This is a genomic window from Halobacillus sp. 12SKB, from assembly GCF_052941655.1.
Map to the genome: position 1 here is coordinate 2,663,781 of NZ_JBRFWR010000001.1, position 24,927 is coordinate 2,688,707.

32 protein-coding genes are annotated in these 24,927 nt (G+C 44.6%); 28 read left to right on the top strand and 4 right to left on the bottom strand.

Features of this window, described 5'->3' with window-relative positions; all coding sequences use genetic code 11:
• Positions 1 to 12 precede the first annotated feature (12 nt).
• From ACQ4XT_RS13005 to ACQ4XT_RS13070, 14 genes are all read left to right on the top strand, one after another.
• A complete protein-coding gene (locus tag ACQ4XT_RS13005; RefSeq protein ID WP_446854023.1) occupies positions 13 to 555 on the top strand; it encodes an AAA family ATPase in 543 nt (180 codons plus the stop codon).
• Between the two features lie 200 nt (positions 556 to 755).
• Entirely contained in the window at positions 756 to 2,117 is a 1,362-nt protein-coding gene (locus ACQ4XT_RS13010) for a copper amine oxidase (protein WP_446855675.1), read from the top strand.
• A 375-nt stretch (positions 2,118 to 2,492) separates the two neighbouring features.
• Positions 2,493 to 3,146: a DUF429 domain-containing protein gene (locus ACQ4XT_RS13015; protein ID WP_446854024.1), complete on the top strand. Its 654-nt coding sequence runs from the start codon at positions 2,493 to 2,495 to the stop codon at positions 3,144 to 3,146.
• Positions 3,147 to 3,247: 101 nt separating this feature from the next.
• The gene (locus ACQ4XT_RS13020; protein ID WP_446854025.1) at positions 3,248 to 4,018 is read left to right on the top strand and encodes a putative hydro-lyase; all 771 of its coding nucleotides are present in this window, start codon (positions 3,248 to 3,250) and stop codon (positions 4,016 to 4,018) included.
• A 92-nt stretch (positions 4,019 to 4,110) separates the two neighbouring features.
• The gene (locus ACQ4XT_RS13025) at positions 4,111 to 5,055 is read left to right on the top strand and encodes a ribose-phosphate diphosphokinase (RefSeq protein ID WP_446854026.1); all 945 of its coding nucleotides are present in this window, start codon (positions 4,111 to 4,113) and stop codon (positions 5,053 to 5,055) included.
• 154 nt (positions 5,056 to 5,209) lie between these two features.
• Positions 5,210 to 5,554 carry a PadR family transcriptional regulator gene (locus ACQ4XT_RS13030; protein ID WP_160911347.1) on the top strand — a complete coding sequence of 115 codons (345 nt, stop codon included), beginning with the start codon at positions 5,210 to 5,212 and terminating at the stop codon, positions 5,552 to 5,554.
• Positions 5,541 to 6,575: an HAAS signaling domain-containing protein gene (locus tag ACQ4XT_RS13035; RefSeq protein ID WP_446854027.1), complete on the top strand. Its 1,035-nt coding sequence runs from the start codon at positions 5,541 to 5,543 to the stop codon at positions 6,573 to 6,575. The genes ACQ4XT_RS13030 and ACQ4XT_RS13035 overlap by 14 nt, the downstream gene beginning before the upstream one ends.
• Positions 6,576 to 6,713: 138 nt before the next feature.
• Positions 6,714 to 6,929 carry a hypothetical protein gene (locus ACQ4XT_RS13040; RefSeq protein WP_446854028.1) on the top strand — a complete coding sequence of 72 codons (216 nt, stop codon included), beginning with the start codon at positions 6,714 to 6,716 and terminating at the stop codon, positions 6,927 to 6,929.
• A 394-nt stretch (positions 6,930 to 7,323) separates the two neighbouring features.
• Complete coding sequence (locus ACQ4XT_RS13045; protein WP_446854029.1) at positions 7,324 to 8,907, top strand: BCCT family transporter; 1,584 nt, start codon at positions 7,324 to 7,326, stop codon at positions 8,905 to 8,907.
• 344 nt (positions 8,908 to 9,251) lie between these two features.
• Positions 9,252 to 9,848, top strand: a complete 597-nt coding sequence (locus ACQ4XT_RS13050; protein ID WP_446854030.1) for a hypothetical protein — start codon at positions 9,252 to 9,254, stop codon at positions 9,846 to 9,848.
• 189 nt (positions 9,849 to 10,037) lie between these two features.
• Positions 10,038 to 10,382, top strand: a complete 345-nt coding sequence (locus ACQ4XT_RS13055; protein ID WP_446854031.1) for a hypothetical protein — start codon at positions 10,038 to 10,040, stop codon at positions 10,380 to 10,382.
• A gap of 158 nt (positions 10,383 to 10,540) precedes the next feature.
• Positions 10,541 to 11,209, top strand: a complete 669-nt coding sequence (locus ACQ4XT_RS13060) for a type 1 glutamine amidotransferase domain-containing protein (RefSeq protein ID WP_446854032.1) — start codon at positions 10,541 to 10,543, stop codon at positions 11,207 to 11,209.
• Positions 11,210 to 11,276: 67 nt separating this feature from the next.
• Positions 11,277 to 11,558, top strand: a complete 282-nt coding sequence (locus ACQ4XT_RS13065) for a putative quinol monooxygenase (protein ID WP_446854033.1) — start codon at positions 11,277 to 11,279, stop codon at positions 11,556 to 11,558.
• A 4-nt stretch (positions 11,559 to 11,562) separates the two neighbouring features.
• Positions 11,563 to 12,429 (top strand): LysR family transcriptional regulator, encoded by an 867-nt coding sequence (locus tag ACQ4XT_RS13070; RefSeq protein ID WP_446854034.1) that lies wholly within the window; start codon positions 11,563 to 11,565, stop codon positions 12,427 to 12,429.
• Between the two features lie 43 nt (positions 12,430 to 12,472).
• Here the strand turns inward: ACQ4XT_RS13070 and ACQ4XT_RS13075 are convergent, their stop codons facing one another.
• Together ACQ4XT_RS13075 and ACQ4XT_RS13080 are read right to left on the bottom strand one after the other, a co-directional pair.
• Positions 12,473 to 13,042: a DJ-1/PfpI family protein gene (locus ACQ4XT_RS13075; protein ID WP_446854035.1), complete on the bottom strand. Its 570-nt coding sequence runs from the start codon at positions 13,040 to 13,042 to the stop codon at positions 12,473 to 12,475.
• A 187-nt stretch (positions 13,043 to 13,229) separates the two neighbouring features.
• Complete coding sequence (locus ACQ4XT_RS13080; RefSeq protein WP_446855676.1) at positions 13,230 to 13,724, bottom strand: GNAT family N-acetyltransferase; 495 nt, start codon at positions 13,722 to 13,724, stop codon at positions 13,230 to 13,232.
• 179 nt (positions 13,725 to 13,903) lie between these two features.
• On the opposite strand from ACQ4XT_RS13080, the gene ACQ4XT_RS13085 reads away from it, so the two are divergent.
• From ACQ4XT_RS13085 to ACQ4XT_RS13135, 11 genes are all read left to right on the top strand, one after another.
• Positions 13,904 to 14,767, top strand: coding sequence for an AraC family transcriptional regulator (locus tag ACQ4XT_RS13085; RefSeq protein WP_446854036.1), 864 nt, complete (start codon positions 13,904 to 13,906; stop codon positions 14,765 to 14,767).
• Positions 14,768 to 14,879: 112 nt separating this feature from the next.
• Positions 14,880 to 15,254, top strand: coding sequence for a YhfM domain-containing protein (locus ACQ4XT_RS13090; protein WP_446854037.1), 375 nt, complete (start codon positions 14,880 to 14,882; stop codon positions 15,252 to 15,254).
• Positions 15,251 to 15,640: a VOC family protein gene (locus ACQ4XT_RS13095; protein ID WP_446854038.1), complete on the top strand. Its 390-nt coding sequence runs from the start codon at positions 15,251 to 15,253 to the stop codon at positions 15,638 to 15,640. Before ACQ4XT_RS13090 ends, ACQ4XT_RS13095 begins: the two co-directional genes overlap by 4 nt.
• Before the next feature lie 12 nt (positions 15,641 to 15,652).
• Positions 15,653 to 16,156, top strand: a complete 504-nt coding sequence (locus ACQ4XT_RS13100) for an NUDIX hydrolase (RefSeq protein ID WP_446854039.1) — start codon at positions 15,653 to 15,655, stop codon at positions 16,154 to 16,156.
• The gene (locus ACQ4XT_RS13105; protein ID WP_446854040.1) at positions 16,140 to 16,649 is read left to right on the top strand and encodes a GNAT family N-acetyltransferase; all 510 of its coding nucleotides are present in this window, start codon (positions 16,140 to 16,142) and stop codon (positions 16,647 to 16,649) included. The genes ACQ4XT_RS13100 and ACQ4XT_RS13105 overlap by 17 nt, the downstream gene beginning before the upstream one ends.
• Entirely contained in the window at positions 16,642 to 16,992 is a 351-nt protein-coding gene (locus tag ACQ4XT_RS13110) for an NUDIX hydrolase (RefSeq protein WP_446854041.1), read from the top strand. Before ACQ4XT_RS13105 ends, ACQ4XT_RS13110 begins: the two co-directional genes overlap by 8 nt.
• A 71-nt stretch (positions 16,993 to 17,063) precedes the next feature.
• On the top strand, positions 17,064 to 18,068 hold the full coding sequence (locus tag ACQ4XT_RS13115; RefSeq protein WP_446854042.1) for an SDR family oxidoreductase: 1,005 nt from the start codon (positions 17,064 to 17,066) through the stop codon (positions 18,066 to 18,068).
• Positions 18,069 to 18,164: 96 nt separating this feature from the next.
• Entirely contained in the window at positions 18,165 to 18,998 is an 834-nt protein-coding gene (locus ACQ4XT_RS13120) for an alpha/beta fold hydrolase (RefSeq protein WP_446854043.1), read from the top strand.
• An 8-nt stretch (positions 18,999 to 19,006) separates the two neighbouring features.
• Positions 19,007 to 19,786: an SDR family oxidoreductase gene (locus tag ACQ4XT_RS13125; protein ID WP_446854044.1), complete on the top strand. Its 780-nt coding sequence runs from the start codon at positions 19,007 to 19,009 to the stop codon at positions 19,784 to 19,786.
• A gap of 20 nt (positions 19,787 to 19,806) precedes the next feature.
• On the top strand, positions 19,807 to 20,160 hold the full coding sequence (locus tag ACQ4XT_RS13130) for a VOC family protein (RefSeq protein WP_446854045.1): 354 nt from the start codon (positions 19,807 to 19,809) through the stop codon (positions 20,158 to 20,160).
• A 10-nt stretch (positions 20,161 to 20,170) separates the two neighbouring features.
• Positions 20,171 to 20,884, top strand: coding sequence for an alpha/beta fold hydrolase (locus ACQ4XT_RS13135; RefSeq protein WP_446854046.1), 714 nt, complete (start codon positions 20,171 to 20,173; stop codon positions 20,882 to 20,884).
• A gap of 62 nt (positions 20,885 to 20,946) precedes the next feature.
• On the opposite strand, the gene ACQ4XT_RS13140 is transcribed toward ACQ4XT_RS13135, so the two are convergent.
• On the bottom strand, positions 20,947 to 21,138 hold the full coding sequence (locus ACQ4XT_RS13140) for a hypothetical protein (protein WP_446854047.1): 192 nt from the start codon (positions 21,136 to 21,138) through the stop codon (positions 20,947 to 20,949).
• 802 nt (positions 21,139 to 21,940) lie between these two features.
• On the opposite strand from ACQ4XT_RS13140, the gene ACQ4XT_RS13145 reads away from it, so the two are divergent.
• Together ACQ4XT_RS13145 and ACQ4XT_RS13150 are read left to right on the top strand one after the other, a co-directional pair.
• Positions 21,941 to 22,735: a metallophosphoesterase family protein gene (locus ACQ4XT_RS13145; protein WP_446854048.1), complete on the top strand. Its 795-nt coding sequence runs from the start codon at positions 21,941 to 21,943 to the stop codon at positions 22,733 to 22,735.
• Positions 22,686 to 23,093, top strand: a complete 408-nt coding sequence (locus tag ACQ4XT_RS13150; protein ID WP_446854049.1) for an NUDIX hydrolase — start codon at positions 22,686 to 22,688, stop codon at positions 23,091 to 23,093. The genes ACQ4XT_RS13145 and ACQ4XT_RS13150 overlap by 50 nt, the downstream gene beginning before the upstream one ends.
• Before the next feature lie 49 nt (positions 23,094 to 23,142).
• On the opposite strand, the gene ACQ4XT_RS13155 is transcribed toward ACQ4XT_RS13150, so the two are convergent.
• Positions 23,143 to 23,820: an NAD(P)H-dependent oxidoreductase gene (locus tag ACQ4XT_RS13155; RefSeq protein WP_446854050.1), complete on the bottom strand. Its 678-nt coding sequence runs from the start codon at positions 23,818 to 23,820 to the stop codon at positions 23,143 to 23,145.
• Positions 23,821 to 23,931: 111 nt separating this feature from the next.
• Here ACQ4XT_RS13155 and ACQ4XT_RS13160 point away from each other — a divergent pair, with 111 nt between their 5' ends.
• Positions 23,932 to 24,927, top strand: a complete 996-nt coding sequence (locus tag ACQ4XT_RS13160; RefSeq protein WP_446854051.1) for a LacI family DNA-binding transcriptional regulator — start codon at positions 23,932 to 23,934, stop codon at positions 24,925 to 24,927.

Here is a 24,927-nt window from a genome sequence, read left to right on the forward strand (position 1 = left end):
AGGGGGAGTTTCGTGGGAGGTATAAAGAAAATACATATCATCGGATCTGTGGCGAGTGGGAAGACGACACTCGCAAGAAATCTATCCAGGGAATTGGACCTTCCCTATTATGAGCTGGATAATGTCGTTTGGGAAAGGCACCCGTCGGGCGACATACGAAGAACAGAAGAGGAGAGGGCCGAATACTTGAAAGAGATTGCCGGAATGGAAGGATGGATCGTGGAAGGTGTCCACAATGAATGGTGGGTGGAAGAAAGTTTCCGTCAAGCGGATGTCATCATCTTCCTTGATACGTACTACTCCGTCCGAACATACCGGATTATCAAACGGTTTATTTTCCAAAAGTTACGGGTGGAAAAGGCTCATTATACTCCCACCTTCCGAATTTTTCTGAAAATGTTCAAGTGGAATAAGTACTTTGAAGAAAACGGGAAGCCACACTTCTTTGAAGCATTTAAGGAAGTTCAAGATAAAGTAATGAAGGTGAGCACGATCAAAGAGTTGAACCAGAGAATACCTTCCCTGCGAACGACAAGGCCAGCAGAGAAAGAGTGAGACTGGTTTTAAAATCACCTACGGAAAACCACTGGAACAAGGTGGTTTTCTTTATTTTTTTTGCAAAAAAATTTGCCAGTATGACAGGGGTTTTAGACTTTTTTGAAACTTTTTTTGTTTTTTTGTGATCCAAAATGAATCTCTTCCCGTTAGCTTAGTGAAATCAAAATTAAGAGGAGTGGTTGGAAATGAAAAAACAAATCAACTGGAAAAAGTCTTTGATCGCTTTACCGATGTCCGCAGCGCTTATGTTGCCGACAGCCACGGTTACGTTTGCAGATGATCATGGGGATCATAATGAAAAAATGTCAGATGTAACGGTATCGACACCTGCAGCTGATTTAAGAGCGACACTTGATCAGTCGCTTTCCGAGCACGCCTATCTTGCCGTTGTAACGATGCAGAAAGGAATTGAGGGGGCCGATGATTTTGATGCAGCAGCGGCAGCCCTTGAAGGAAACACACAAGATCTGACCGCGGCGATTGCTTCTGTATATGGAGATGAAGCGGGGCAGCAATTCGAGTCCATGTGGTCTGAACATATCGGATATTTTGTTGATTACGTAAAAGCGACAGCGGAAGAAGATGAAGCAGGACGGGAAGAGGCGTTGAGCAATTTGGACAACTATCGTGAAGATTTCTCCATGTTCCTGGAGACAGCAACAGATGAACGTTTAGAAGCTTCTGCGCTCGCTGAGGGTCTTCAAATGCACGTCAATCAACTCATCGGTGCTTTTGACAATTATGAAGAAGGCGACTTCGATGAAGCTTATCAAAAACTCCGTATGAGTATCGATCATATGTATGGGGTCGGAAAAGGTCTATCAACAGCGATTACCGACCAATTCCCGGATAAATTCGAAAACACAAATCCAGCAACATCGGCTGCAGACCTTCGTGCAGACTTGAACCACCTGCTATCTGAGCACGCAGCGCTTGCTGTCCTTGCGATGCAAAAAGGTGGAGATGGTGCGGAAGACTTTGAAAATGCCGCAGCTGCGCTCAGCAACAATACAGAAGATCTGACAGCGGCCATCACTTCTGTTTATGGGGACGAAGCTGGACAACAATTTGAAGACATGTGGTCTGAGCATATCGGATACTTCGTCGACTACGTAGAAGCGACAGGGGCAGGGGATGAAGAAGCGAAAGAACAAGCGCTGACGGCTTTGGACGGTTACCGAGCAGACTTCTCCGAGTTTCTTGATACCGCGACAGAAGGTGGATTAGAAGCAGAAGCGACTGCCGAAGGCCTGCAAATGCACGTGAACCAATTGACAGGATCTTTTGACAGTTATGTAGATGGTGACTTTGATGCTGCTTATGACCAGCTGCGTGAAGCTTATGCTCACATGTATGGAGTAGGGGAAGGACTATCTGGTGCCATCGTCGCGCAAAACCCGGACATGTTCGCCTCAGACATGCCTTCTGAAATGCCGGACACAGGTCTTGGTGGAACAGCAGACAGCGGATTGAACGCTTGGATGATCGCCTTCGCCAGTATGGCAGCCGTCCTATTCGCAGCAGTCATCGGCGTACGCAAAAGCAAAAATAATGCATAATGAATAACACCTAAAATTTACCACACCAGGTCATACAGATATTCCCATTTTTTGATCTGTTGCACAGGGGATTTTAATAAAGAAGTTGGATAATATGATGATGGGGTGGTTGATTATGCCGGCCATAAAATGATAGGAACCCTGGATAAACAGGCATCTACTATAGTAGATGCCTGTTTTTATATTCTGGCCTTTTACTAGCTTATTTGAATGGCATTTGTATAGCTGGAAATGCTGATGTAACTGAGGAAATAATAATAGTATGGCTGAATACTGGTAAGGCAACTTTCCATCAATAAAGGAAAAATTCTGCTTACCATTCTGCTGAAGTTATATATGTTAGATTTATAAGTGGACGCTGAAGGAGGCAGGCAGATGCAATACTTAGGGATTGATTTATCGGGGCCCAGTAACAGTAAAGACACGGTACTGGTTCATTTTAAGAAGCAGAGAGGCAAACTCCATTATGCACAACATAAAACGCCTATGAATGACCAGTCTTTAATTACATATGTTGAAGCTCTAGCGAATAAAGACTCCGTCACCATCGGCATAGACGCTCCATTATCCTATGAAGACGGGGGAGGAGACAGGGAAAGTGATCGAGATTTAAGGTCATTTGTAACTGGCCTGGGGATGAAAGGGGCCTCTATCATGCCGCAAACAATGATGCGCATGGTATACTTATCGTTGAGAGGGATCCGTATCACGAGGGAAATCGAACGTCTTTGCACGCAACATAAGATTCATGTCGTTGAAGTTCATCCTGGCGCTGCTCTTGGAGCAAGAATGGAAACGATTGACGATGTCCTTCACTACAAGAAAGAGCTCTCCATTCGTAAGAGGATTAGCGAATGGTTTGAAACACAGCAAATGATCAGTATCCCGGAAGCGGTGGCTGAGGAATCCCATACCATCGATGCTTGTGCTGCGGCTCTTGCTGCCTGGCACTGGAAGGATCCTGAATACGAACCCGCATGGCTTTATAAAGCTTCCTTACCTCTTCACCCTTATGATTTTTGTTGTTGATTAGAACATTCTTCTTTGAAGATTTCAGGTAATGCGTCATGTGGAATACAGCTGTAGATGTATGAAATAGACTATTTGATAGAAAAGGGGACTAGACCATTTTGGAAACCTATAATGAAAGAAGAGCCATCCGAAAGGAAGAAAACACCGGTACAACTTCCGGTTTATGCGAAGGGTATATTCAGACCAATATGGTGACACTGCCGAAAGAATATGCTTTCGATTTCCTGTTATTCTGCATGAGGAATCCGAAGCCCTGCCCTCTGGTCGAAGTGATGGAAGCAGGGCAGACCGCACCTAAAGTGGCGGACGCAGATATACGCACGGACGTGCCGCGTTACAGGATTTATCGAGATGGGAAGTTTTCCGAAGAAGTCCTGAATATATCAAATGTGTGGCAGGATGATTTTGTGACATTCCTGATCGGGTGCAGTTTCACTTTTGAAAAAGCGCTCCTTGATGGTGGAATTCCGTTGTTCCACCAGGAGCAGAAAAAAGTCGTGCCGATGTTCGATACAACGATCCCGTTAGAGACAGCTGGTATTTTTAAAGGGAACATGGTCGTCAGTATGCGGGCGGTCCCTAATCATTTAGTCGATCAGGCACTGGCCATTTCCGATCGGTTTGAACAGTCGCACGGCAGACCCGTCCATATCGGATCTCCAGAGGAAATCGGCATCAAGGATATACAGAATCCGGATTACGGGGAAGCGGTCGATTTTGATTCTGCAGAAGCGACGCCTGTGTTTTGGGCATGTGGTGTAACCCCGCAAAATGCCGCTCTCCAGGCGAAACCTTCTATTATGATTACCCATGCACCCGGCCATATGTTGATTACCGATCAGTTGGATCCGAATTATGAAAATGGGTAACTCTTACCAAACGAGGTTTCGAACTTGCAACAAAGCCCCTGTAGTGATAAGTTTTTCTTAACAAAACCTTTACAATAACAGGAGCGATACATATGGATACACAATCTCAGATGAAGCTTTTCACATTGAACTCCAATGAACCATTAGCCCAAGAAATATCAGAAATTCTCGAGGTCCCATTAGGGAAAAGTAAAGTCGTCCGTTTCAGCGACGGAGAAGTTCAAATTAATATTGAAGAAAGTGTCCGCGGTGACGATATCTACCTGATTCAGTCCACATCCCAACCTGTCAATGAGCATGTGATGGAGATGTTGATTATGGTTGATGCCTTGAAGCGAGCTTCCGCCAAAACGATCAATGTCGTCATTCCTTATTACGGGTATGCGCGACAGGACCGCAAAGCACGTGCCCGTGAACCGATCACGGCGAAATTGATTGCCAACCTTCTGGAAAAAGCAGGAGCTGACAGAGTCATTTCCTTGGACTTGCATGCGCCACAGATCCAGGGTTTCTTCAATATCCCTGTTGATCAGCTGCAGGGTATTCCGATCCTCGGGGAGTATTTCAAAATGAAAGACATCGAAGACCTCGTGGTTGTCGCTCCTAATACAAGCGGATTGAACCGTGTAAGGAAAATGGCGAACATCCTTGATGCTCCACTTGCGTTCATCGATAAACGAAAAGCGGAGCCCGGGGAGCCTGAAGTCCGTGACGTTGTCGGAGAAGTCGAAGGGAAAAACGTCATCATCGTCGATGATATGATGGATACAGCGGATACCGTCACTGTAGCTGCTGATATTCTCTATGAGAATGGCGTCAGTGATATTTACGCCTGCGGTACGCACGCGGTGTTATCCGATCCGGCTGTTATCAAAATCGAGCAGTCACCGATCAAAGAATTAGTGATCACAAATTCAATCTTCCAGCCTGAAGAAAAACAGATTGATAAGATGACCGTTCTTTCTGTTGCACCTCTGCTCGCGGATGCGTTGCTGCGCGTCCAGCACGAGCATTCCGTGAGTGTCTTGTTCGATTAATATCCAGTGTTCAAAAGCACCTCTTTCCGAAGAGGTGCTTTTTTCATGTGGAAATCATTTTAAAATATAAAAATACAGTTGCACATACAATACTGTATGACATATAGTAAGTGTAGATAGTGTTTGTCGTACAGTATGAAGAGGAGTGGAGATCTTGAGTCAATTACTGAACTCACTGCTGACCGAACAGCGGCGTGGAAACCTGACGTTAGCGGTTTTAAGTCAGCTCCGTACCCCGCAATATGGGTACTCTCTCGTAAAACGATTAGAAGATTCAGGCATCACCATCGAACAAAGTACGCTTTACCCATTGCTTCGCAGGTTGGAAAAAAAGGATCTGGTCACGAGCAGCTGGGATACATCAGAGTCTCGGCCCAGGAAATATTATGTGTTGAGTGATTACGGGGAAGATGTTTTTCAGACATTGAAGAAAGAATGGAAAAAAGCCACGAATGAATTGTTCCGTTTATTGGAGGAGGAGAACAATGAAATGGATTGATGTCTACTTACAAGAAGTTGAACGCCGGCTTCCGGAAAAGAACCGGGAAGACATCTTACTTGAAATCCGGTCCACCATCGAGGATATGCTGCCCGAGGATCCTACAGAGGAGGAGGTCAAAGGTGTCCTACAGGAATTGGGCGATCCTGTAAAACTTGCGCATGGATATAGTGAAAAACCCATGCATCTTATTGGGCCGCGCTATTATGATACCTATATCTCCCTTATCAAAATGATCCTGCCGATTGCGATTACGATTTCTTTAATTACGCTCGTTGCTGAGAATATCATAGGATCTGTCGATGAAGGGAATTTGATCATGATGATTCTCGCCATTGTCGGGGAAGGTGTCTGGCGGGTGATTTCTGTCGGCGTGCAAGTCTTTTTCTGGATTACGATCATTTTCGCCCTCATTGAGCGTGTGGACCTCGGTATAGATGACGAAGATTTGAGGTCTCAACGTAAAAAGTGGAGACCAGAAGATTTGAAAAAAGTCGCTCATGTCCCTAAAAAACGTGCGATCTCCCAATGGGAAGTTTATGGTGCTTTTCTATGGACAGCGATCTGGGGAACCGTTTATTTCCACGCCGGCCAATTGCTGGGGATCTATGAAAATCAAGGCGCAGGACTCACCTTCATCACCCCGGCTCTTAATCAAGATGTCCTGCTCAGCTATTGGCCTGGAGTCGTCCTGGTCATTGGTCTGGAAATCGCCTTGGCCCTTTATAAATTATTGAAAAGAGAATGGACCAAAGGCGTAGTATGGTTCAATACCGTTCAGGAACTCCTAGCCATAGGGATTTTCGTTTGGATCATTACTGACGAAAGCCTGTTTCAACCAGCGTTCATCAGCTATACCGCAGACCTTTTCGGGGTGAATGCAGCGCAGGTCGAGAGCGGCCTCGCTTGGAGGATCGCTGCGATCTTTGTTATTTTCGCTGTGTGGAATATCATTGACGGTTGGGTGAAATATAAAAAAGGAATGAAGAAGACGAAGTTGAGCCATGAACTTGTTAAGTGAGAAGAATTAAAAAGGTGATCCGGGATGTCCGGGGTCATCTTTTTTTGTGTGACAACCAAAATATTCCTGTGAATGATACAATGGTAAAAGAGGTTGATATGTTGGGACTATGGCTAATAATCGAGGGGAGTGGGGACTTTGAACGATCGAACAAAATGGATGGTATTAACATTATGTACGTTAACGATGATTATGGGTATTTTTTTAGTAGGGACGCAGTCTTATTTCAATATCAAAGAAATCAATAATGCCAGTGATCAATGTTATGAAATCGGCGGGACTCCAGAAGTTGAAAGTGATTTTATGGCTATCAATTACTCATTTGAATGTCATACAGCTGAGGGCTCAGAGTAAATAGGGCTTTTATGGATGTGCAACAATCTTTACTTCCCTTTTAAGTGGGATGGAGTACATACTTTTATGCAGTTCATGTTAAGGCATGAGCTGCTTTTTTATGTGGGTTTCATTCTTTTACTATGAAAGAAAGGCTGACACCTCATATATTTAATGCTCACAGTTAACTAGAGTCCCACAGCTTTCAAATGCTTACGAATCCTATCCATCCTTGTCATCCTTCGATTTGACGAGTTGTACGAACATCTCTATAATTAGTCCCTATGTGTTAAAAAGTCTTAAAACAAGAGGAGTATTCGTTTTCTGAACGTCTAAAGAACAAAGCCATTGTATATTCGTCATCAATTTAAAAATATATTAACTATCACAGGTTAGAAAACCTAGGAGGAAAATAATGAACGAAAAAACGAATAGGAGAACGAGAATTGACTGGATCACATTCAGCATCAGCGGAGGCTTTCTCGTCTTATTTTTACTATTGTCTCTATTAAACAAAGACCTGATGGGAGAATGGATCTCAAGCTCGTTCGACTTTTCTGTTACATTCTTTGGTGCCTTTTGGCAACTGCTGCTGCTTGCTACATTCGTAGTCGGCGTCGCGCTTGCCCTATCGAAATATGGAAAAGTGAAATTAGGAAAAAAAGATTCACCGGAAAATGGCTGGTTCCGCTGGGTCTCTATGATTCTTTGTACATTACTAGCTAGTGGGGGCGTTTTCTGGGCAGCCGGAGAACCGATCTACCATTTCTTAACGACGCCACCTCTTTTCGCGGATGAGGGGATGACAAGTGCACAAGCTGTGGTCCCTGGTTTAGCGCAAAGCTTTTTCCACTGGGGCTTTACCGCATGGGCTTGTTTAGGAACAGTAGCTACGATTGTACTGATGTATGCGCACTATCATAAAGGATATCCTTTAAAACCACGGGCGATTTTGTATCCGATGGTAGGAGAGAAAATTTTCAATAAGAAAAGTGTTATCGGAGCTGTAGCGGATATTGTTTCTGTCATTGCCGTAGCCGCTGGAACCATTGGACCGATCGGCTTCTTAGGCTTACAAGTCGGTTATGCTCTCAATTATTTATTTAATATCCCGGATACCCTGTTCACTCAGTCCCTTGTGATCATTTTCCTTGTGACAATCGCTGCCATCTCTGCAGCTTCAGGCGTGGATAAAGGGATTCAACTGCTCAGTCGTCTGAACGTAGGATTTGCCGTCGTTCTGATGATCGGCATGCTCATTCTAGGACCAACTATGTTTATCATCGATTCATTCATCGCAGCAGAAGCATTTCAACTTCAAAACTTCCTGCGTATGAGTCTTTACAGGGGAGATAGTGGCTGGCTCGGTTATTGGACCGTCTTCTTCTGGGGCTGGTTCCTCGGTTTCGGCCCGGCGATGGCGATGTTCATCAGCCGTATTTCCAGAGGTCGTACCATTCGTGAACTGATTCTTGCCGTAGCGATCCTCGCTCCGATCGTAAGTAACTTCTGGTTTGCTGTTGTCGGAGGTTCTGGTTTGTTTTACGAGTTGGAATCACCAGGAGCTGTTTCCACAGCCTTGAATGAAACAGGCATGCCTGCCGCCGTCATGGCGATTATGGAACAAGTACCATTCGGAATGGTCATGGCTGCTGGATTCTTAGTTGTTACGATCATCTTCGTCGCAACCACAGCCGATTCGATGTCGTATTCCGTCGCAGTCACGATTACAGGCGATACCCATCCGCCACGTGTCCTTCGCGTCTTCTGGGCCCTGTTGTTTGGAGGAATTGCGGCAGCTTTACTCGGTATTGGAGAAAGCAGTATTCAAACCCTGCAAAACTTCATCGTTGTTACCGCTGTTCCGGTTTCCCTATTATTGCTGCCACCTGTCTGGCTGGCACCGAAAGTCGCTAAGCAGATGGCGAAGGAACAAGGGCTGATTACGGAAAGAAGTGTATCTGTCTCTGTTGAGGAAAAAGAACGGAAAACATCATAATTGAAATGAAGCCGCTATTCTATCGTTTGTCTCAGATAGAATAGCGTTTTTTTTAACCCCGTTAGACGTGATTGTTCCAAATATGAGCAACGTGTATTTATTTCTTCCACAGACCTTTACACGGTCAGGGGAGAGGTCTGATGAAGTTTTCAAAAACATACGATAATTAGAGGGAATTGAGGATTCTTATCTGACAAAGTTTGTTCAAAAGGAGTTTATTTTAACTTTTCTAAGGTAGACCATTTACCCAACAATCTTCATTTCTTTTTGGAATCTGGTAAAAGGAAGGGATAAACATTAAGAATTCTAACAATGTAAGACTAATCATATGGATAGCAGTTGGAATGATAATTTTGGTTCTCCCGATCCTAACCAACCAGCTCATGACGTTTCGCTGGTTCAAAGTTGTCGGTGATGAAGAAACCTGGATCGCTTTCTACGGAAGTTACCTTGGTGGAATTATCGGTGGGTTGATGACTCTGGCAGGTGTCCTGCTGACTTTAAACGTACAAACGAAAAATAAGCATCAAGAAGATGAAGTGAATGAACATAAAACGCTACTCATGCTCTATCCGAAATTTCTTTTGATCAAATCAAATTTAAAGGACATTCGACTTTCTTTGGAAAACCATCATCAAATGATCGGAAAGGGTCACGAATGGAATAAGATCGAGCGTGACATGTTCAAGTGGAGAATAAACAGGTTGGCAGAAAAACTTAACTTTCTGGAAGAAATAGATTCTAGTAAGCTGTTTCCAGAAACGATTGTAAAACTCATGGACTTGAACAGAGAATTAGAAAATATATATGTTGCCGTCTCTGTATTAGAGGGGAACTTTGAAAGTGGGTTTCCACCTGAATCATGGGAGGAATATTCCCGTGGAGTTAAAGGTGCTATTGACCTGTTGGATTTAACGATTAAGGACTTGATTATTCGTTGAAGTTTCGGTTAACCGAATTAGTACTGGCTTTGTGATCTCCTAACCAGGGTGTCTTACACAAAATTCCTTCCTATTCTTTCACAAGAGATTTGTTCTTAACTTGAGTGATCCGCTAAGACGTATCGTAGGTTTCTGCCTTTTCCTATTAGGGAAAATGGTTTTTATAAAACCTACTCAGGAGGAATCACAATGCCTAACGAAACCAAGCAAACCTTTCACATCACAGACGCCAACGACTTTAACCGTGTCTGCGTAGAGAATGATGGATTAGCCTTTCCTGAACTCAAAAAAATGATGGAAGACTACATACTAAGTCAGGCCACCATGGAGTTCAAAGAATGCTGGATCCAGGATCAGCAGGTGGAAGAAGGGGAAGTCAGAACGGTCCAGGTCAATTTCGTGGATACGAACTCTCATAACTTTATCCGCCTTTGGGGTTCGAAAAACAATCAAACCGAAGAAGTATTGAATATGAAAGTGGATGCGATTGATTTGAATACGGAAGAGCTCGTCTATGAGCGTCAATTGGCATAAAGGGTAGAGAAGGCGACAGTTGTGGCCTTCTCTTTTTTATGAAAATGAAGTATAAATATATTTATACATAACTCTATATTTACTAATTTGTATTATACCTGAATGCCGTTCTACAATTAGACTCGTAAACAAATTCACTTTCTCAGGAGGAATGAAAAATGAGTAAACATATACTGATGGTCGTTACGACGGCGGATAAAATGAATGATGAGTTGGACACGGGTCTGTGGCTTTCTGAATTTGGGGAAGCTTATGTAGAATTTGCGAATAAAGGGTATGATATTACTGTCGCAAGCCCGAAAGGTGGAAAAGCGCCGGTGGATGATCGTAGTTTGGAAGATGGAGAAACACCTCAGGAAATTCTCGATACCGCGAAGTATTTGGAAGATACCATGAAGATCGATGACGTCAAAGACGTTTCCAGATTTGATGCGATCTTCTTGCCGGGTGGTCATGGAACCATGTTCGATCTTCCGGATAACACGAAGCTTCATGAATCCATCCGTGACCTTTATGAAGCGGACAAAGTAGTGGCAGCGGTTTGTCATGGTCCGGCTGGTCTTGTCGGTGTGACGCTTTCCGATGGTTCACCGATTGTAAGAGGTCAAGCGGTTACGGCATTCACAGATGAAGAGGAGCGTGCTACGACCTTGGATGCGCACATGCCATTCCTGTTGGAAACGCGTCTGCGCGAGCTTGGTGCAGACTTCGTCGGTGAAGAAAATTGGGCGGACCACGTGCAAGTATCCGGCAACCTGATTACAGGCCAGAACCCTCAGTCAACCATCAGCGTTGCCAAAGCAGTCATCAACCAGTTTGAAAAATAATGATGTTTGGAGGAGCCTGTGAGATGTACATCTTACAGGTTCTTTCGTTCTGAAAAGGAGAAAAAACATGATAACGATCACCGCAATCATTCAAGCGAAACGAGGACAGGAAGAGGCACTGTTCTCAGAATTAAAAAAAGTCGTTGAACCTTCGAGGAAAGAACCGGGTTGTGTGGAATATGCGCTCCACCGATCATTGGAAGATGAAGCGACCTTTGTTTTTTATGAAACGTGGGAAAATGAAACGGCGTTGAAGGCGCATGTTGAATCAGACCATTATCAAACTTACCGCGAGGCGACAGCCGAACTGACTGAATCACGCACGGTTCATAAACTGCGGAAAGTATGAAACTATGATTGATTTTGAATGGTATCGCAGTTTCATCAGTATATACAAGCACGGTTCCGTGTCCGCGGCTGCTAAAGCGCGCTTCATGACCCAACCGGCGATGAGCCAGCATTTAGCTGCACTGGAGTCAGAAGTCGGAGACCCGCTTTTTACTAGGGCACCAAGAAAAATGGTTCCGACAGATCGAGGGAAGGAATTGTACACGAAACTTGTGCCACTCATTGAGAACCTGGAAAGCACGACACAGGAAATCAAGCATACTTCCAACCATCCGTCCGAAATGCCGCTCCTCAAACTGGGTTCACCGGTAGAATTTTTTACAGGGAGAGTCCTGGATAAGGTCAGGTCTCTGGATATCCGCTATCTTGTGCATTTTGGTACGGCTCCTACACTTCTGAACCAGCTGATCAACGAAGAAGTCGATGTAATCATGACACCGCAGAAACAGACTATTAGCGGAATTGAATACACTCCATTGGAAGTGGAGACATTCGTAGTCGTGGCCCCAAAAAATATGAAGGTAGAGGAAGAATGGAATGACATCGAGTCCTGGCTGCACGAGCAGGCCTGGCTGAGTTATGGACTCGATCTTCCAATCATTCGTCGGTATTGGCGCGAACACTTCAATAAACGGCCGGATATTAAAGCGAAACACATCATTCCCAACCTGCAGTCGATTCTGAAGGCGATTGAAAAAGGTATGGGCATTAGTGTGCTGCCGTTGTACTTGATTGAAGAAGCAGTAAATGAAGGGAAGGTACAGATTCTCTTTCCTGATGTATCTGTAGAAAATGCTCTTTATGCTGCCTACCGAATCGACCAGCGTGATGAGCCGACAGTCAAGACTATGATCCAACAGTGGAAAAAATAAGACCGTGTCCTCCCTATGGTGGAGAAGACACGGTCTTTGTGTTTTATGAGTTGACGGTTGTTCCTTTTACCTGCTTCACGAACTCTTTCATAATCGAAGGCAGGTCTGGCCATGCGTGTCCTGAAATGAGGTTGTCATCGACATAATTCATTTCATCCATGTATTCGGCCCCGATACTCTCTACTTCAGGACGACATGCGTGATAGGCAGTCATCTTGCGTCCTTTTACAACATCAGCGATTGTTGTCAGAACAAGGCTCCCATGGCACATGACGGCAATCGGTTTATCAGCGATGAAGAAATGGCTGACGATTCCCGGAAGATCATCGTGCATACGGATATGTTCAGGAGCGCGGCCTCCTGGAATGATCAGCGCATCATAATCATTCGGGTCGACTTGTTCGAAAGTCATGTTTGAGTCAATCATGTATCCTTTTTTCTCGGTGTATGTTTCCCAGTCTTCAAAATCGTGGATAACGGTATTCAGTTTCTTCTGGTGAGGTGCGGCAATATCGACATCAAAACCTTCTTCCAGGCAGCGGAAATAAGGATAGTACACTTCTAAAGCCTCGACAGCATCTCCGGTGACGATCAACACTTTCTTTGCAGTCATCTTTCACCCTCCTAAAGTAGAATTACATAAGGTGTAGTACCCTTATTTTCATCTTTGATAACCACATTTTTACACCAATCCCAGGAACATGGTGATGCTTCATGGATTGCGTATGATCGAGGGAGCGTTCCCTGTTAGGAGAGTAAAAGCATCCTTATTTTGATTTTTGAGCCCCTGTATTTTTTGCTTAAGTTAATGAATACTGAAAAAACTTTTTGTCGACTTGTAATAGGGGGAAATTCTTAGGTAATTCTTCAATCCCTATACTCGTAAAGCCATTCTTTTCGTAGAATCGATGGGCCGCTAGAAATTGTGGAGTCGTTCCAAGAAACACTGATTTTATGGAGTTCTCCTTCATCCATGTGATTGCACGGTCCAATAATAAATGTGCCGTATTATATCTTTTTCCTCTGAAATCTTTATCTACAAACATTTTCCTTAATGCGACTTGGTTATTTCCTATATCTAATAGACTAATGGTACCAACAACCTGATCGTTAAAAACAGCCACCCAAAAGTTTCCATGACCCGTTTGATAAAAATTTTCTATATTATACAAATCCGGCTGCTCTTCCTTTGTAATCGGAATGTTATATTCCTGCTGTTGAATTTGAAGAATTAAATTTACGGCTTGCGCCTGATGCTCAGTAGAATATGGTTTCACAATGGGGATCTTATCCAAAAAACACACCGCCTCTATAATGAACTGTTTTTTTATTCTACTATAAAATACTTTTTTAGAACGCACTAGTCTTTGTTTGCGTTCCAATAATTCAGGTGGAAAACCTGACACCAGGAAGCACTCGCTGTCAAGTTTTCATGGTAAAGTATGGATAGAATGAAACGGAGGGAGGAGACGCCATGACTTGGATCCAGTCGATGCAGAAAGCGATTGACTTCATGGAGCAGCACTTATTGGAAGACATCTCCATGGAAGAAATCGCACAGGCTGCTCACATATCACCTTTTCACTTTCAGCGTATTTTCAGTCTGCTTACAGATACGACGGTCGCGGAATATTTGCGCAGACGGAGATTGACGCTCGCAGCGCAGGAATTGAGAAAAGGGGAGTGTAAAATCATCGATGTCGCTTACACATATGGCTATGAAACTCCCGAGTCTTTTTCCCGGGCGTTCCGGAAGCAGCATGGCATCTCACCACGAGAAGCGCGAAGTTACCGCGGGAAAATGACCGCATACAACCGCCTGGTCATTCAGGTGAATTTAAAAGGAGCTGATCCGATGGAGTATGAAGTGGTAGAAAAAAATGCGTTTCAAATTGTCGGTGTGAAGGAGCAGTTTTGTTGTGTTGGAGAAGAGGAGAATGTGAAAGGGATTCCTGAGATGTGGGATCGAGTGAATGGGGATGGAACCGACCTGAAGTTGTTGAAGCATAACAATGGATCGGTTAAAGGTCTGCTTGGCGTCTGTGAAGATAAAAATGAGGATAAACCGAACCATATCGATTATTGGATTGCAGTCGCTCATGAAGGTGGAGAAGTCGAGGGCTTGGAATCTTTAGACGTTCCAAAAGCAAAATGGGCGGTTTTCGGTGTTCGTGGTGCCATGCCGCATGCTATGCAGGAAGCGTGGAAGAAGATCTATTCGGAATGGTTTCCATCGAGCGGCTATGAAAATGCCGGTGGTCCAGAACTTGAAGTCTATCACGATGGGAACCCGAACAGTGAAGATTATTACTCGGAAATATGGATTCCAGTCAAATAAGTAGGAAGAGCACAGTCCTTTGTCGGATTGTGCTTTTTCTTATAGAATAAAGGATTTTATTGCCAAAATGTAGAAGGTAAAGAGTATCAATCCTATCAAATGGAGGGAAGTCGTGAGATCATTTTTTCTGTTTCTCGCTGTTTTCCTAACCTCATGTTCCCCACTTTCTGCACGCATGCCTGGGGAAGTGACCATTCATGAAATGGAAAGTTTTGAAGGAGAGAAACAAGGCGAAGCATTCGTCATCTCCGATAAAGTAGATATTCGCAAATTTCAAGCGGGAATCTGGGGTGCAGGCAAGGAAACCGGGGCTGTTGACCTTCCTCATCCTGAGTTTTCTTTTACATTAGGGAAAGAGTCTTATTTATTATGGTTGGAGTCAGGATTCATCATGAACCAAAAGAATACCCATATCCTTTACAGGTTAAAGGAACGGGATCATGGAAATCTAAAAAGGGTCATTGTGGAGAGGAAGGGCAGACCGTGAGCTTTTTTACAGGCGTCTATCAAATCAATGTGAGAGTAAAAGAAATCAAAAAGGCTGTGGAATGGTACGAGGACATCCTTGGTTTACGTGTTTTGAAAGATTACGGAAAGACCGTTGTGCTGGAGCATGATGGAGGGGTACCTGTTTGCCTGATTGAAAAGCCTCCGCACATAGAACTTCCTGACAACCTGGAAGGAACACATCCTGTATTCAGCATTTCTCCAGGCAACATAGATGATTGCAAAACAGCCCTGCTGGATCGTGGTGTCGTCGTCTTAGAGGGTGGCAGTAAAGGCCATTTCAAATTCAGAGATTTGGATGATAATCTATTAGAAGCTTATTTACCGGGGCTTTATGAGGAAGACCGGTTCAAGCCGTATCGTTGAGGAGGGGAAGGTTTGGAAGTCGGATATACCATATGTTTCATCAAGCGTGAAGATGAATTGCTGCTGTTGAATAGAAACTCGCCTCCCGTTCAGGGGATGTGGAACGGTGTAGGAGGAAAAATAGAGGATGGAGAAACGCCCCTTTCCTGTGTGCAGCGTGAAGTGGCAGAAGAAACAAATCTGTTCCTTGAAGAACATCTATTCGAATATAAAGGGACCATTTCCTGGGCAATAGATGGGGGGGGGGAATCAGGCGGAATGGAGGCGTTTATCGTGACGGTCCATGATGATGACCTCTATCCTGTGCCTGTCGAAATCGATGAAGGCATTTTAAGTTGGAAAAAAGTGTCCTGGATCCTTTCAGGAGACAATCATGGGGTTAGTCCGATGATTCCTTATTATTTACATACAGTATTGAATGAGAATCAAGAAGTTCATCACCATTTTACAGTAGATCATGGGAAAATCGTTGAATACGTCAAAGGGGAGGAGAGAGGGCATGTTGTTGTTCCGTGAGCTGAAACAAGAAGACTGGAAAAAGATCCATACCTATGCATCAAAACCGGAGGTCTCCCAATATCAGCCGTGGGGACCGAACTCTGAAAAGGATACACAGGACTATGTCCAGCACTTGGTCCATGAAATCAGACAGCCCGAACCCCAAAAACATGCGTGGGCCATTTTACGTGAGGTGGATGAAGAGCTCGTAGGTGTTGCGGAATTGACGATTTTGGATACTTATCATCAAGTCGGCGAAATAGCTTACATCCTACATCCCGACGAATGGGGCCGGGGCATGGGGACAGAAGTAGCGGAGAAGTTGATTAGCGACGGATTCCGAACTTTCCAGCTAAAGCGGATCCAGGCGACTTGTCATCCTGAAAACAAAGGTTCGATAAGGGTGTTGGAGAAGTGCGGCATGGAGATGGAAGGGCGTTTGCGAGGGCACTTGAAAATGAAAGAGGGTCGTCGTGATTCCCTGCTTTTTAGTGTGTTGACCGATGGATAAGTGGCGAGGGGCGGCAGCTGTCTGTATCAATGATAAGAACGAACTTTTGATGGTCCTTCAGGGTAAGCCGGAAGAAAAGAAAACCTGGACCGTGCCTTCTGGAGGGGTGTTTGCAGGGGAAAGTTTGGAACAGTGCTGCGAGAGGGAGACGTTTGAAGAAACAGGGTATCACATCCGTGTGGGTGAAAGGCTGCAAACGAAGAGAGGAAGGATTGGGAAGGCGGATATCCATGTCGAATACTTTTTCTGCAGGGTCATTGGCGGAGCTATGCAGATTCATGACCCAGATCATTTGATTCATGAGATTCGCTGGGTTTCAAAAGAAGAGCTGACCGAATTGTAACTTTCTTTTCCTGAAGACCAGCCCTTTTTACATCAGATCCTGACAAAAAAGAAGGAAGGAGTGGAACGAACATGAAGCTGCTTGTCATTGGCGGGACGAAATTTCTTGGAAGGCATATCGTTGAATCAGCTTTGGAAGAGGGGCATGAGGTGACGTTATTTCATAGAGGGAAGACGAATCCGGGCTTATTTGAAGAGGTGACCAACATTTTCGGAGACAGGGAAAAACGGGAGGACCTGGAAAAGCTGGGCGAGCAGAAATGGGATGCGGTCATAGATACGTGTGGATATAAACCTTCCACCGTATCGAAGAGTCTGGATGTCCTTGCCGCCTGCACGAAGAAGTACATGTTCATCTCCACGATATCTGTCTATCCGGATTTGACCGCTGTTCATAACTTGGAAGAAACAGTAGAACCGATGACTTTGACTGAGGAAGAACTGGAACGAGCGGAACAAACAGAAGAGTTTGAGCCAGGTTTATATGGACCATTGAAAGCACATTGTGAGCAGGAAGTCCAAAACCGGATCAAAGAAAAAGGCATCATCATCCGCCCGGGATTGATTGTCGGTCCTCATGATCCGACTGATCGTTTTACATACTGGCCTTCAAGGATTGCGGAAGGAGGGGAAGTGCTCGCTCCCGGCAGAAAGGATCAACAGATTCAGTTCATTGATGTAAGAGATTTAGCGGATTGGATTGTCTATCTGTCTGCTTCTGCACACACAGGTGTCTTCAATGCCAACGGTCCTGAATCCAAGCTGACAATGGAACAATTACTGGAAACGTGTGCCTCGACGCTTAATGAAGAGGTGTCTTTGACATGGGTACCCGCACAGTTTTTGACAGATGAAGGCCTCCAGCCGTGGAAAGACCTTCCCGTCTGGATTCCAACAGAAAAAGATTTCAGTCAGGATGTGTCGAAAGCGATTCAGTGTGGGTTGGAATTCCGTCCGTTAAAAGAAACCATCTTGGACACGTACCACTGGGACCAGCAAAGAGTGGATGGTGTTAAAGGTGCAGGATTGACAAGGAATCAAGAAGCAGCCGTTTTGAAAAAGTGGCATAGACAATAAATCGGTCCATGAGCCTTCAGGAAATCAAATCACAGCAAAATTTACTAGGGAAAGCAAAAGTATGGAACCAAAGAGTTTAACATGTAGGAGGACCGTATGGACCGTTATTTTATAAAAGTCCGAGATAAAAAAGTCCGTGTTACTGAATGGGGAGAAAAGAGTCATCCCGTCATTTTCTGTCTGCATGGACTAGGATCGACGAGTCTCAGCTTTATCGAGGTTGCGGAAGCCTTGCAAAATGAATACCATGTCATCTCTATAGACAGCCCTGGACATGGGCAGACAGACCCTTTTCACACAGGAGAAGAGTATGAAATGAAAGCAATGGTCCGCTGGTTGAAGGACGTACATCACGAGTTGAACCTTGAAGAATTCTATTTTCTCTCTCATTCATGGGGAAGTTTCCTCGCCTTATTTTATGTGGATGCCTATCCAAACGATGTGTTGGGAAGCATCCTTCTGGACGGCGGATATCAGACGAAGCGTTTGGGAACTCAAACCGTCGAAGAGGAAGTGGATTTTTATGAAAAAGACTTTGAGGGATCGGTGGAAAGTTGGGAAACGTTCTTGGATGACGCCGTCTTCGCACCGGGTGCCCGACGTTCAAATTCATTAAAGATCGCTGCAGAGGACCTGGCTTTGAAAAAAGACGGAAGGTTTTATTGGCATGCCAGAGGCCGAACCGCGGCGTCGATGGTACGTGCGATGCACAAAGATGAAGCCGCAGACCTTTATTATCGGCTTCCTACGAATTTGCTTTTATTACGGGCCACTCAACCGGAGAGTATGGAAACGCAAAGGAAGAAAACCGCTTCTATTTTTGAAAAAGAAACCGGTGCCGAGGTCGTGGAGGTGCCGGGAGCTTCCCATATGCTGCACTGGGATCGTCCCGGACTGGTCGTTCAATACATAAGAAATCAATGGAGGTGAAACATCTCATGAAAAATCTAAAAGGGAAAGTTGCCATTGTCACGGGCGTGAGTCGTGAGAATGGGATTGGAACAAGTACATGCTATAGACTCGCTGAAGCAGGAGCGGATATCTTTTTTACCCATTATCGTCCCTATGATGAAACAGATGGAGAAGGGATAGAGGAACATTGGCCGGAGACGCTTGCAAAACAGCTGGATGGAAAAGGGGTTCGAACCGCTCACATGGAATCGGATTTGAGGGATGAAGACCTGCCGCAGCAATTATTAGAAAAGGTAGTAAAAGAAATCGGCGTGCCCTCGATACTCGTTCATAATGCTACATATAGTGTGAACTCGAACTACAAGGATTTGACTTCAGAGCTGCTGGATCAACATTATGATATCAATAATAAAGGGCCGATCCTGCTGACACAGGCCTTCGCCAAGTTATATGAGAAAACGTTCCAACCTGATGAAGCAGGAAGCATCGTCTTTTTAGTATCCGGAGGTCCCGACCCGGGTAATCTTGCTTATATAGCTACAAAGGGTGCTTTGAAGGCGATCACCCCGCCCCTAGCAACAGGACTTGCGCCCATCGGAATCAATGTGAATGCCGTCGATCCAGGCCCGACGGATACCGGCTGGATGGATCAGGAGACGAAGGATGGCCTTTTGCCCTTATTCCCTAAAGGCCGCCTTGGAACAGCGGATGATGCGGCCAAGCTGATTCGATTCCTAGTGAGCCCGGATGCTTCGTGGGTCACAGGGCAGGTTATCCATTCGGACGGTGGATTTTTAGGTCGATAATAATAAAGGAGGACAATTCGATGAAAAGCCCGATTCAAAACGAAGTAGGAGCCATTTTTGTTCCAGTCAAGGACATTGAAAAAGCACGCGACTGGTACTGCGATCTGCTTGATGTGCGAGCGGAAGAGGACTTTCCAGGCGGCCACCTTTATGTTTTACCTATGAAACATACAAGAGTCGTGCTGGATAGCAAGATCTATTCAGAAGAAGCGGTGTTTAGAGTCCCCGCTTTTCATTTCAACACCGATGATATCGAGGCTGCTTATACGTACATGAAAGGAAAAGGAATTGATGTTGTTTCTGATATTCAATTCGGCCATTTTTTCAATTTCAAGGACCCGGATGGCAATCTATTGATGATTTGTAAATGTTAGGAGGAGAACGATGATTTTACATACAGAGGTCGCAGGAGACGGGGAACCTCTCGTTTTCCTGCACACGGGCTTACAAACACGAAAAACGGATTTTGACAAGCAGCGGGAGTATTTCTCTTCAAAATACCAGGTGATTTCGCCTGATTTACGAGGGCATGGGGAATCTCAGGCTGATGATTTGGATGACTATTTCAACCAGGCAGCCGATGATTTGGCAGAAACGCTGAGTTCCCTGGAAATCAAAAGAGCTCATATCGCTGGATGTTCATTCGGAGCACTCGTAGCGATCTTTCTGGCAAAAAGACACACTGAGTTTGTGATGACTTTGACGATTTCAGGGGTGACTCCGCTCAAGCCTGACAATTGGAAATTTATGAATGAAGAAGAATCAAAGTTCCGCATGAACCTATTAAAAGACCAAGAGACATGTGCCTATTTCGATTCTCTCCACGGAGAAGGATGGCAACGGTTTATTCATATGGGACAGGATGACGATTGGTACCCATTTGAAGCGATCCGTTCCATTCAGTCACTGAACATGCCCATTTTTTATCTGATCGGGGAAGGGCTGGAACATGAGGTTAACGGCTTGATGGATTACAAAGAACAATCGGACTCTGTTCATACAGCCGTTCTACCTTTTGCATCTCACTTGGTCCATACAGAACAACCCGAATTATATAATAAGACGTTGGAAGTGTTCCTTTCCAATTGCGAATCCTAGTGACGTTTACGGCATAGAATGAAGAAAAACCGAACGTCGCCCGTTCGGTTTTTAGAGACTGATTATGCGAGTCTTCTGATATTAATGGTACTAATATCTGTCATATGAGTAGACTGATCACTGTCATCAACCCACAAAAGGAAATCGTTGTTAAGGTTGAGTGCTTCATTAGCAGAGGTGAACTGGATGAAGACGCCTGTCCCGATCGACCTTCCAGCCGAAAACACTTCAATGCGGTCTCCTGTACGAAGCATATCTATCACCTCCTTTCATCATAGAGGGATAGTCTATTCTATGAAAATGGGAAAAGGAAAGCTTGGACTCGTATGTACATTTATATTTTTGGATCTATTAAAGTTCATTGTTGATATTTAATATCTCGAAACTAAGTTTTCGATGAACCGGCAGGATTGTAGAAGACTCGATTTCGAGACTTTTGTTGAGTGTATGGGGTCTGCGGGGAATAACTCGCTTTCCGCGGGAGCGCGTTGAGCCTCCTCAGGCTGAAGCCTTGCGGGGTCTCACCTAGCACTCTTTTCCCGCAGGAGTCTCGCCATTCCCCTCCGCCCCTATGCCGTAAGAGAGTCTCGAAACTCCTTCTTAAATATTTATAGGATTTGCAATTAAGAGTGAGGATATAAACGAGCCTTCGTAGTGTGAAACCTTGATATAGAGCACTTTATGTCTGCTTCGAAGTGAGACTCATCTTGGTGTAGGGTTTCGTTTCTCTCCTGCATGGAATGGGGTGATTGGGAAGCTGCGAGACTCCCGTGGGAGAAGGAGATAGGCGAGATCCCGCAGGACGTAGTCCGAGGAAGCTCGGCACTCCCCCACAGGAAAGCGAGTGGCTTTCCAATCAACCCTGGATCCCTATATGGCAAACGAATCCCGGTTATTTCGAAACTGAGTCTTCAAGAATAGGGAGCGTTAGTTGAATAAGTTAAAACAAAAAAGAGGAAATTTAATAAAATATGGAGGTTCCCTCTTCTTTTGCAATTATGATCAATACTAAAGTTTAACAGAGCCATATGTATAAAAGGGAAGGAGGTCGTTTGGATGAAGAGGTTTGCTGTGATGACAGATGTCCATGGGAATATCTATGCTTTACAAGCTGTGCTTCGAGATATCAAAGAACAGTATGTAGATTTCACGGTGTGCACGGGAGACCTGATAGGGATCGGTCCTTTTTCCAATCAAGTGTGCGAAAGGCTATATTCTTTAAAGGACACAGAAATTGTCACAGGAAATCATGATGAAGCGGTGCTTGCCCTTATGAATGGGGAGCCTTATCCTGAAAGCAGAGTCAATGTGAAAGAGCATCACCAGTGGGTCGCCGATCGATTGTATAAGAGATATGCAAAATGGTTGGGAAGACTACCGCGGCAGATTGTTACAAAAATCGAAGCACGTACTTTTCACTTCACACACTATCCTATGGACACAAAGGCAAGTAACCTGCCTATAAGTGAGGATCCATTCGACCAAATCGGACCACCGAATGAAGTAAACTTCTCACGATTGGTTGAATTAGATGCAGAGGCTGTCCTATGCTTCGGTCATGACCATGATGTGCACCATTTCTCCATGAACGAGAGAGTATTTTTCAACCCGGGAGCTCTGGGTTGTAACAACGTACCTTATGCACGCTACGGAATCATTGAAGTAGACGATGGAAATGTCCGATTCATCAAGCGTCACGTGCCTTATCCAATGGCTACATACTTAGAACACTTAAATCGGATCGATTTCCCGCGCAAGGAAGTGATTCTGAAGATTTTTCATAAAAATAGGAGGACTCATCATGACACCACCGAAACACATTGTATCAGCAGCGACCATTATAACGAATGAAGAAAACGAAGTGCTCCTAATCAAAGGACCGAAGCGGGGCTGGGAGATGCCTGGAGGTCAAGTGGAGGAAGGCGAATCATTGAAAGCGGCCGCGATCAGAGAAACGAAAGAAGAGTGTGGATTGGAAGTTGAAGTCACTAGGTTTTGCGGCGTGTTCCAAAACGTCGATCGTTCCATTTGCAACACGCTGTTCTTAGGAAAAGCGGTTGGAGGAACATTGAGAACGACAGATGAAGCTTTGGAAGTCGGTTTCTTTCCCTTGGAGAAAGCACGTGAAATGGTGACATGGGGAAACTTCTGGGAGAGAATAGAACTCTGTTTAGATGAAAGCCGTCAGCCATTTTTAGTGGATTTTTAATAGTTCAGCTGATAAAAAGGAACTTCCGCGAAGGAAGTTCCTTTTCTATTTATTCCACCCATTTCACGACATCGTCGAAAGAACGGCGTGACTTTTCAGGCTGCTCCTGTGCCCGGTAGCCGAACGCACACATGACGGAAATGCGGAAGCTTCCGTCCTCGAGAAGGCCTTCGCTTTCCAGGAGTTCATTCATTTTGTTTATATTGAAACCTTCAATCGGACAGGAGTCGATGCCGATTTCAGCAGCAGCTGTCATCATGTTGGATAGAGCAATATACGTTTGTTTACCAGCCCAGTCATAAAGAGGGCGATCGCCTTCAAGAAGGTCGAAATCTTCTTTTTGAAACTCTTCGATTCGGCTCAAGTATTTTTCCAGAAAATCATCGGGCAGTTGTTTAACGTTCTTGAAGTGATCTTGCAAGTATTCGGAATCATACTGGGTATCTTTCCTCGTTCTTGCCAGGAAAATGACGAAGTGACTGGCATCTGGAAGTTTTCCATACGCTCCCCAGGCCGTGTCTTTGATTTTTTGTCTCAGTTCAGGATTCTGAACGACGACAAACCGCCAAGGTTCAAAACCGAATGAGCTTGGAGATAACCGGCCGACTTCCAGGATGAATTTGAAATCATCTTCTGGAATGGTCTGATCCGGGTCGAATTGCTTGGTCGCATGCCTGAACCTGGCCGCGTCCAGAATTTCCTGCTTTTTCGTTTCTTTGTCACTCATCTTTCTTTCCCTCCTTGTTTCGTTTACAAAAGTAATATACCACAAGGAAGGATTTTCACGTGCTGCGGATGCTCAGGAGAAAACTCGATATGCTACAATGAATCTAACAGAATGATACATAAAGAAGGTGTAAACGTGGTCAATATGAAAGATGTAGCCAGGGAAGCGGGTGTCGGTTTAGGTACTGTATCCAGAGTGATCAATAAAAATGGTCCGGTTAAAGAAACGACACGATTGAAAGTAGAACAAGCGATTAAAGCATTGAAGTATAAGCCGAATGAGGTCGCCAGAAGTTTCAAGATGCAGCAAACGCATTCGGTGGCTCTCATCGTTCCTTCGATCTGGCATCCTTTTTTCTCAAAATTCGCTTACCATACGGAAGAAAGGCTTTCCATGCATGGCTATAAGATGATCCTTTGCAATTCTCAGGATGAAGTAGCGAAAGAAATCAACTATTTATCCATGTTGGAGAAGAATAAGATTGATGGTTTGATTGCCATCACCTACAGTCATGATCTGGACCAGTACATCTCCAGCCAACTGCCTATTGTAAGTATTGATCGCCATTTTACAGAAGATGTGGCCTATGTAACGAGTGACAATGAAAATGGAGGCCGGCTGGCAGCTAGTAAGCTGATTGAAAAAGGATGCGGAAAAATAGCCTTTCTTGGCAGTGTCTCTCCAATTATGAATGAATCGATGAAGCGGAGGCGGGGGTTCGAAGCTCAAGCGAAAACGCTCCAACACCCTTATCAGATTTTTGAATTGCAAGAACCGGTCCACGATATCTATGCGAGTGTTCAACTGTTCTTGGAAAAATATCCTGATGTGGATGGCGTGTTTGCTATGAATGATAAGTGGGCAAGGATCGTCATAGAAGTTCTGGGAAAAATGGGACGTGGTGTGCCGGATGACGTTCAAGTCATCGGTTATGACGGGGTGACCGCAAGTAAAGATGACCAACTGACTATTTCAACGATCAAACAACCGGTATCACTGATGGCTGAAAAGGCTGTAGATACATTACTCTCCATCATCACGGATCAGCAGACGGAAGAAAAGGTTGTCCTTCCTGTCCAATTTCACGATGGAAACAGTACAAAATAA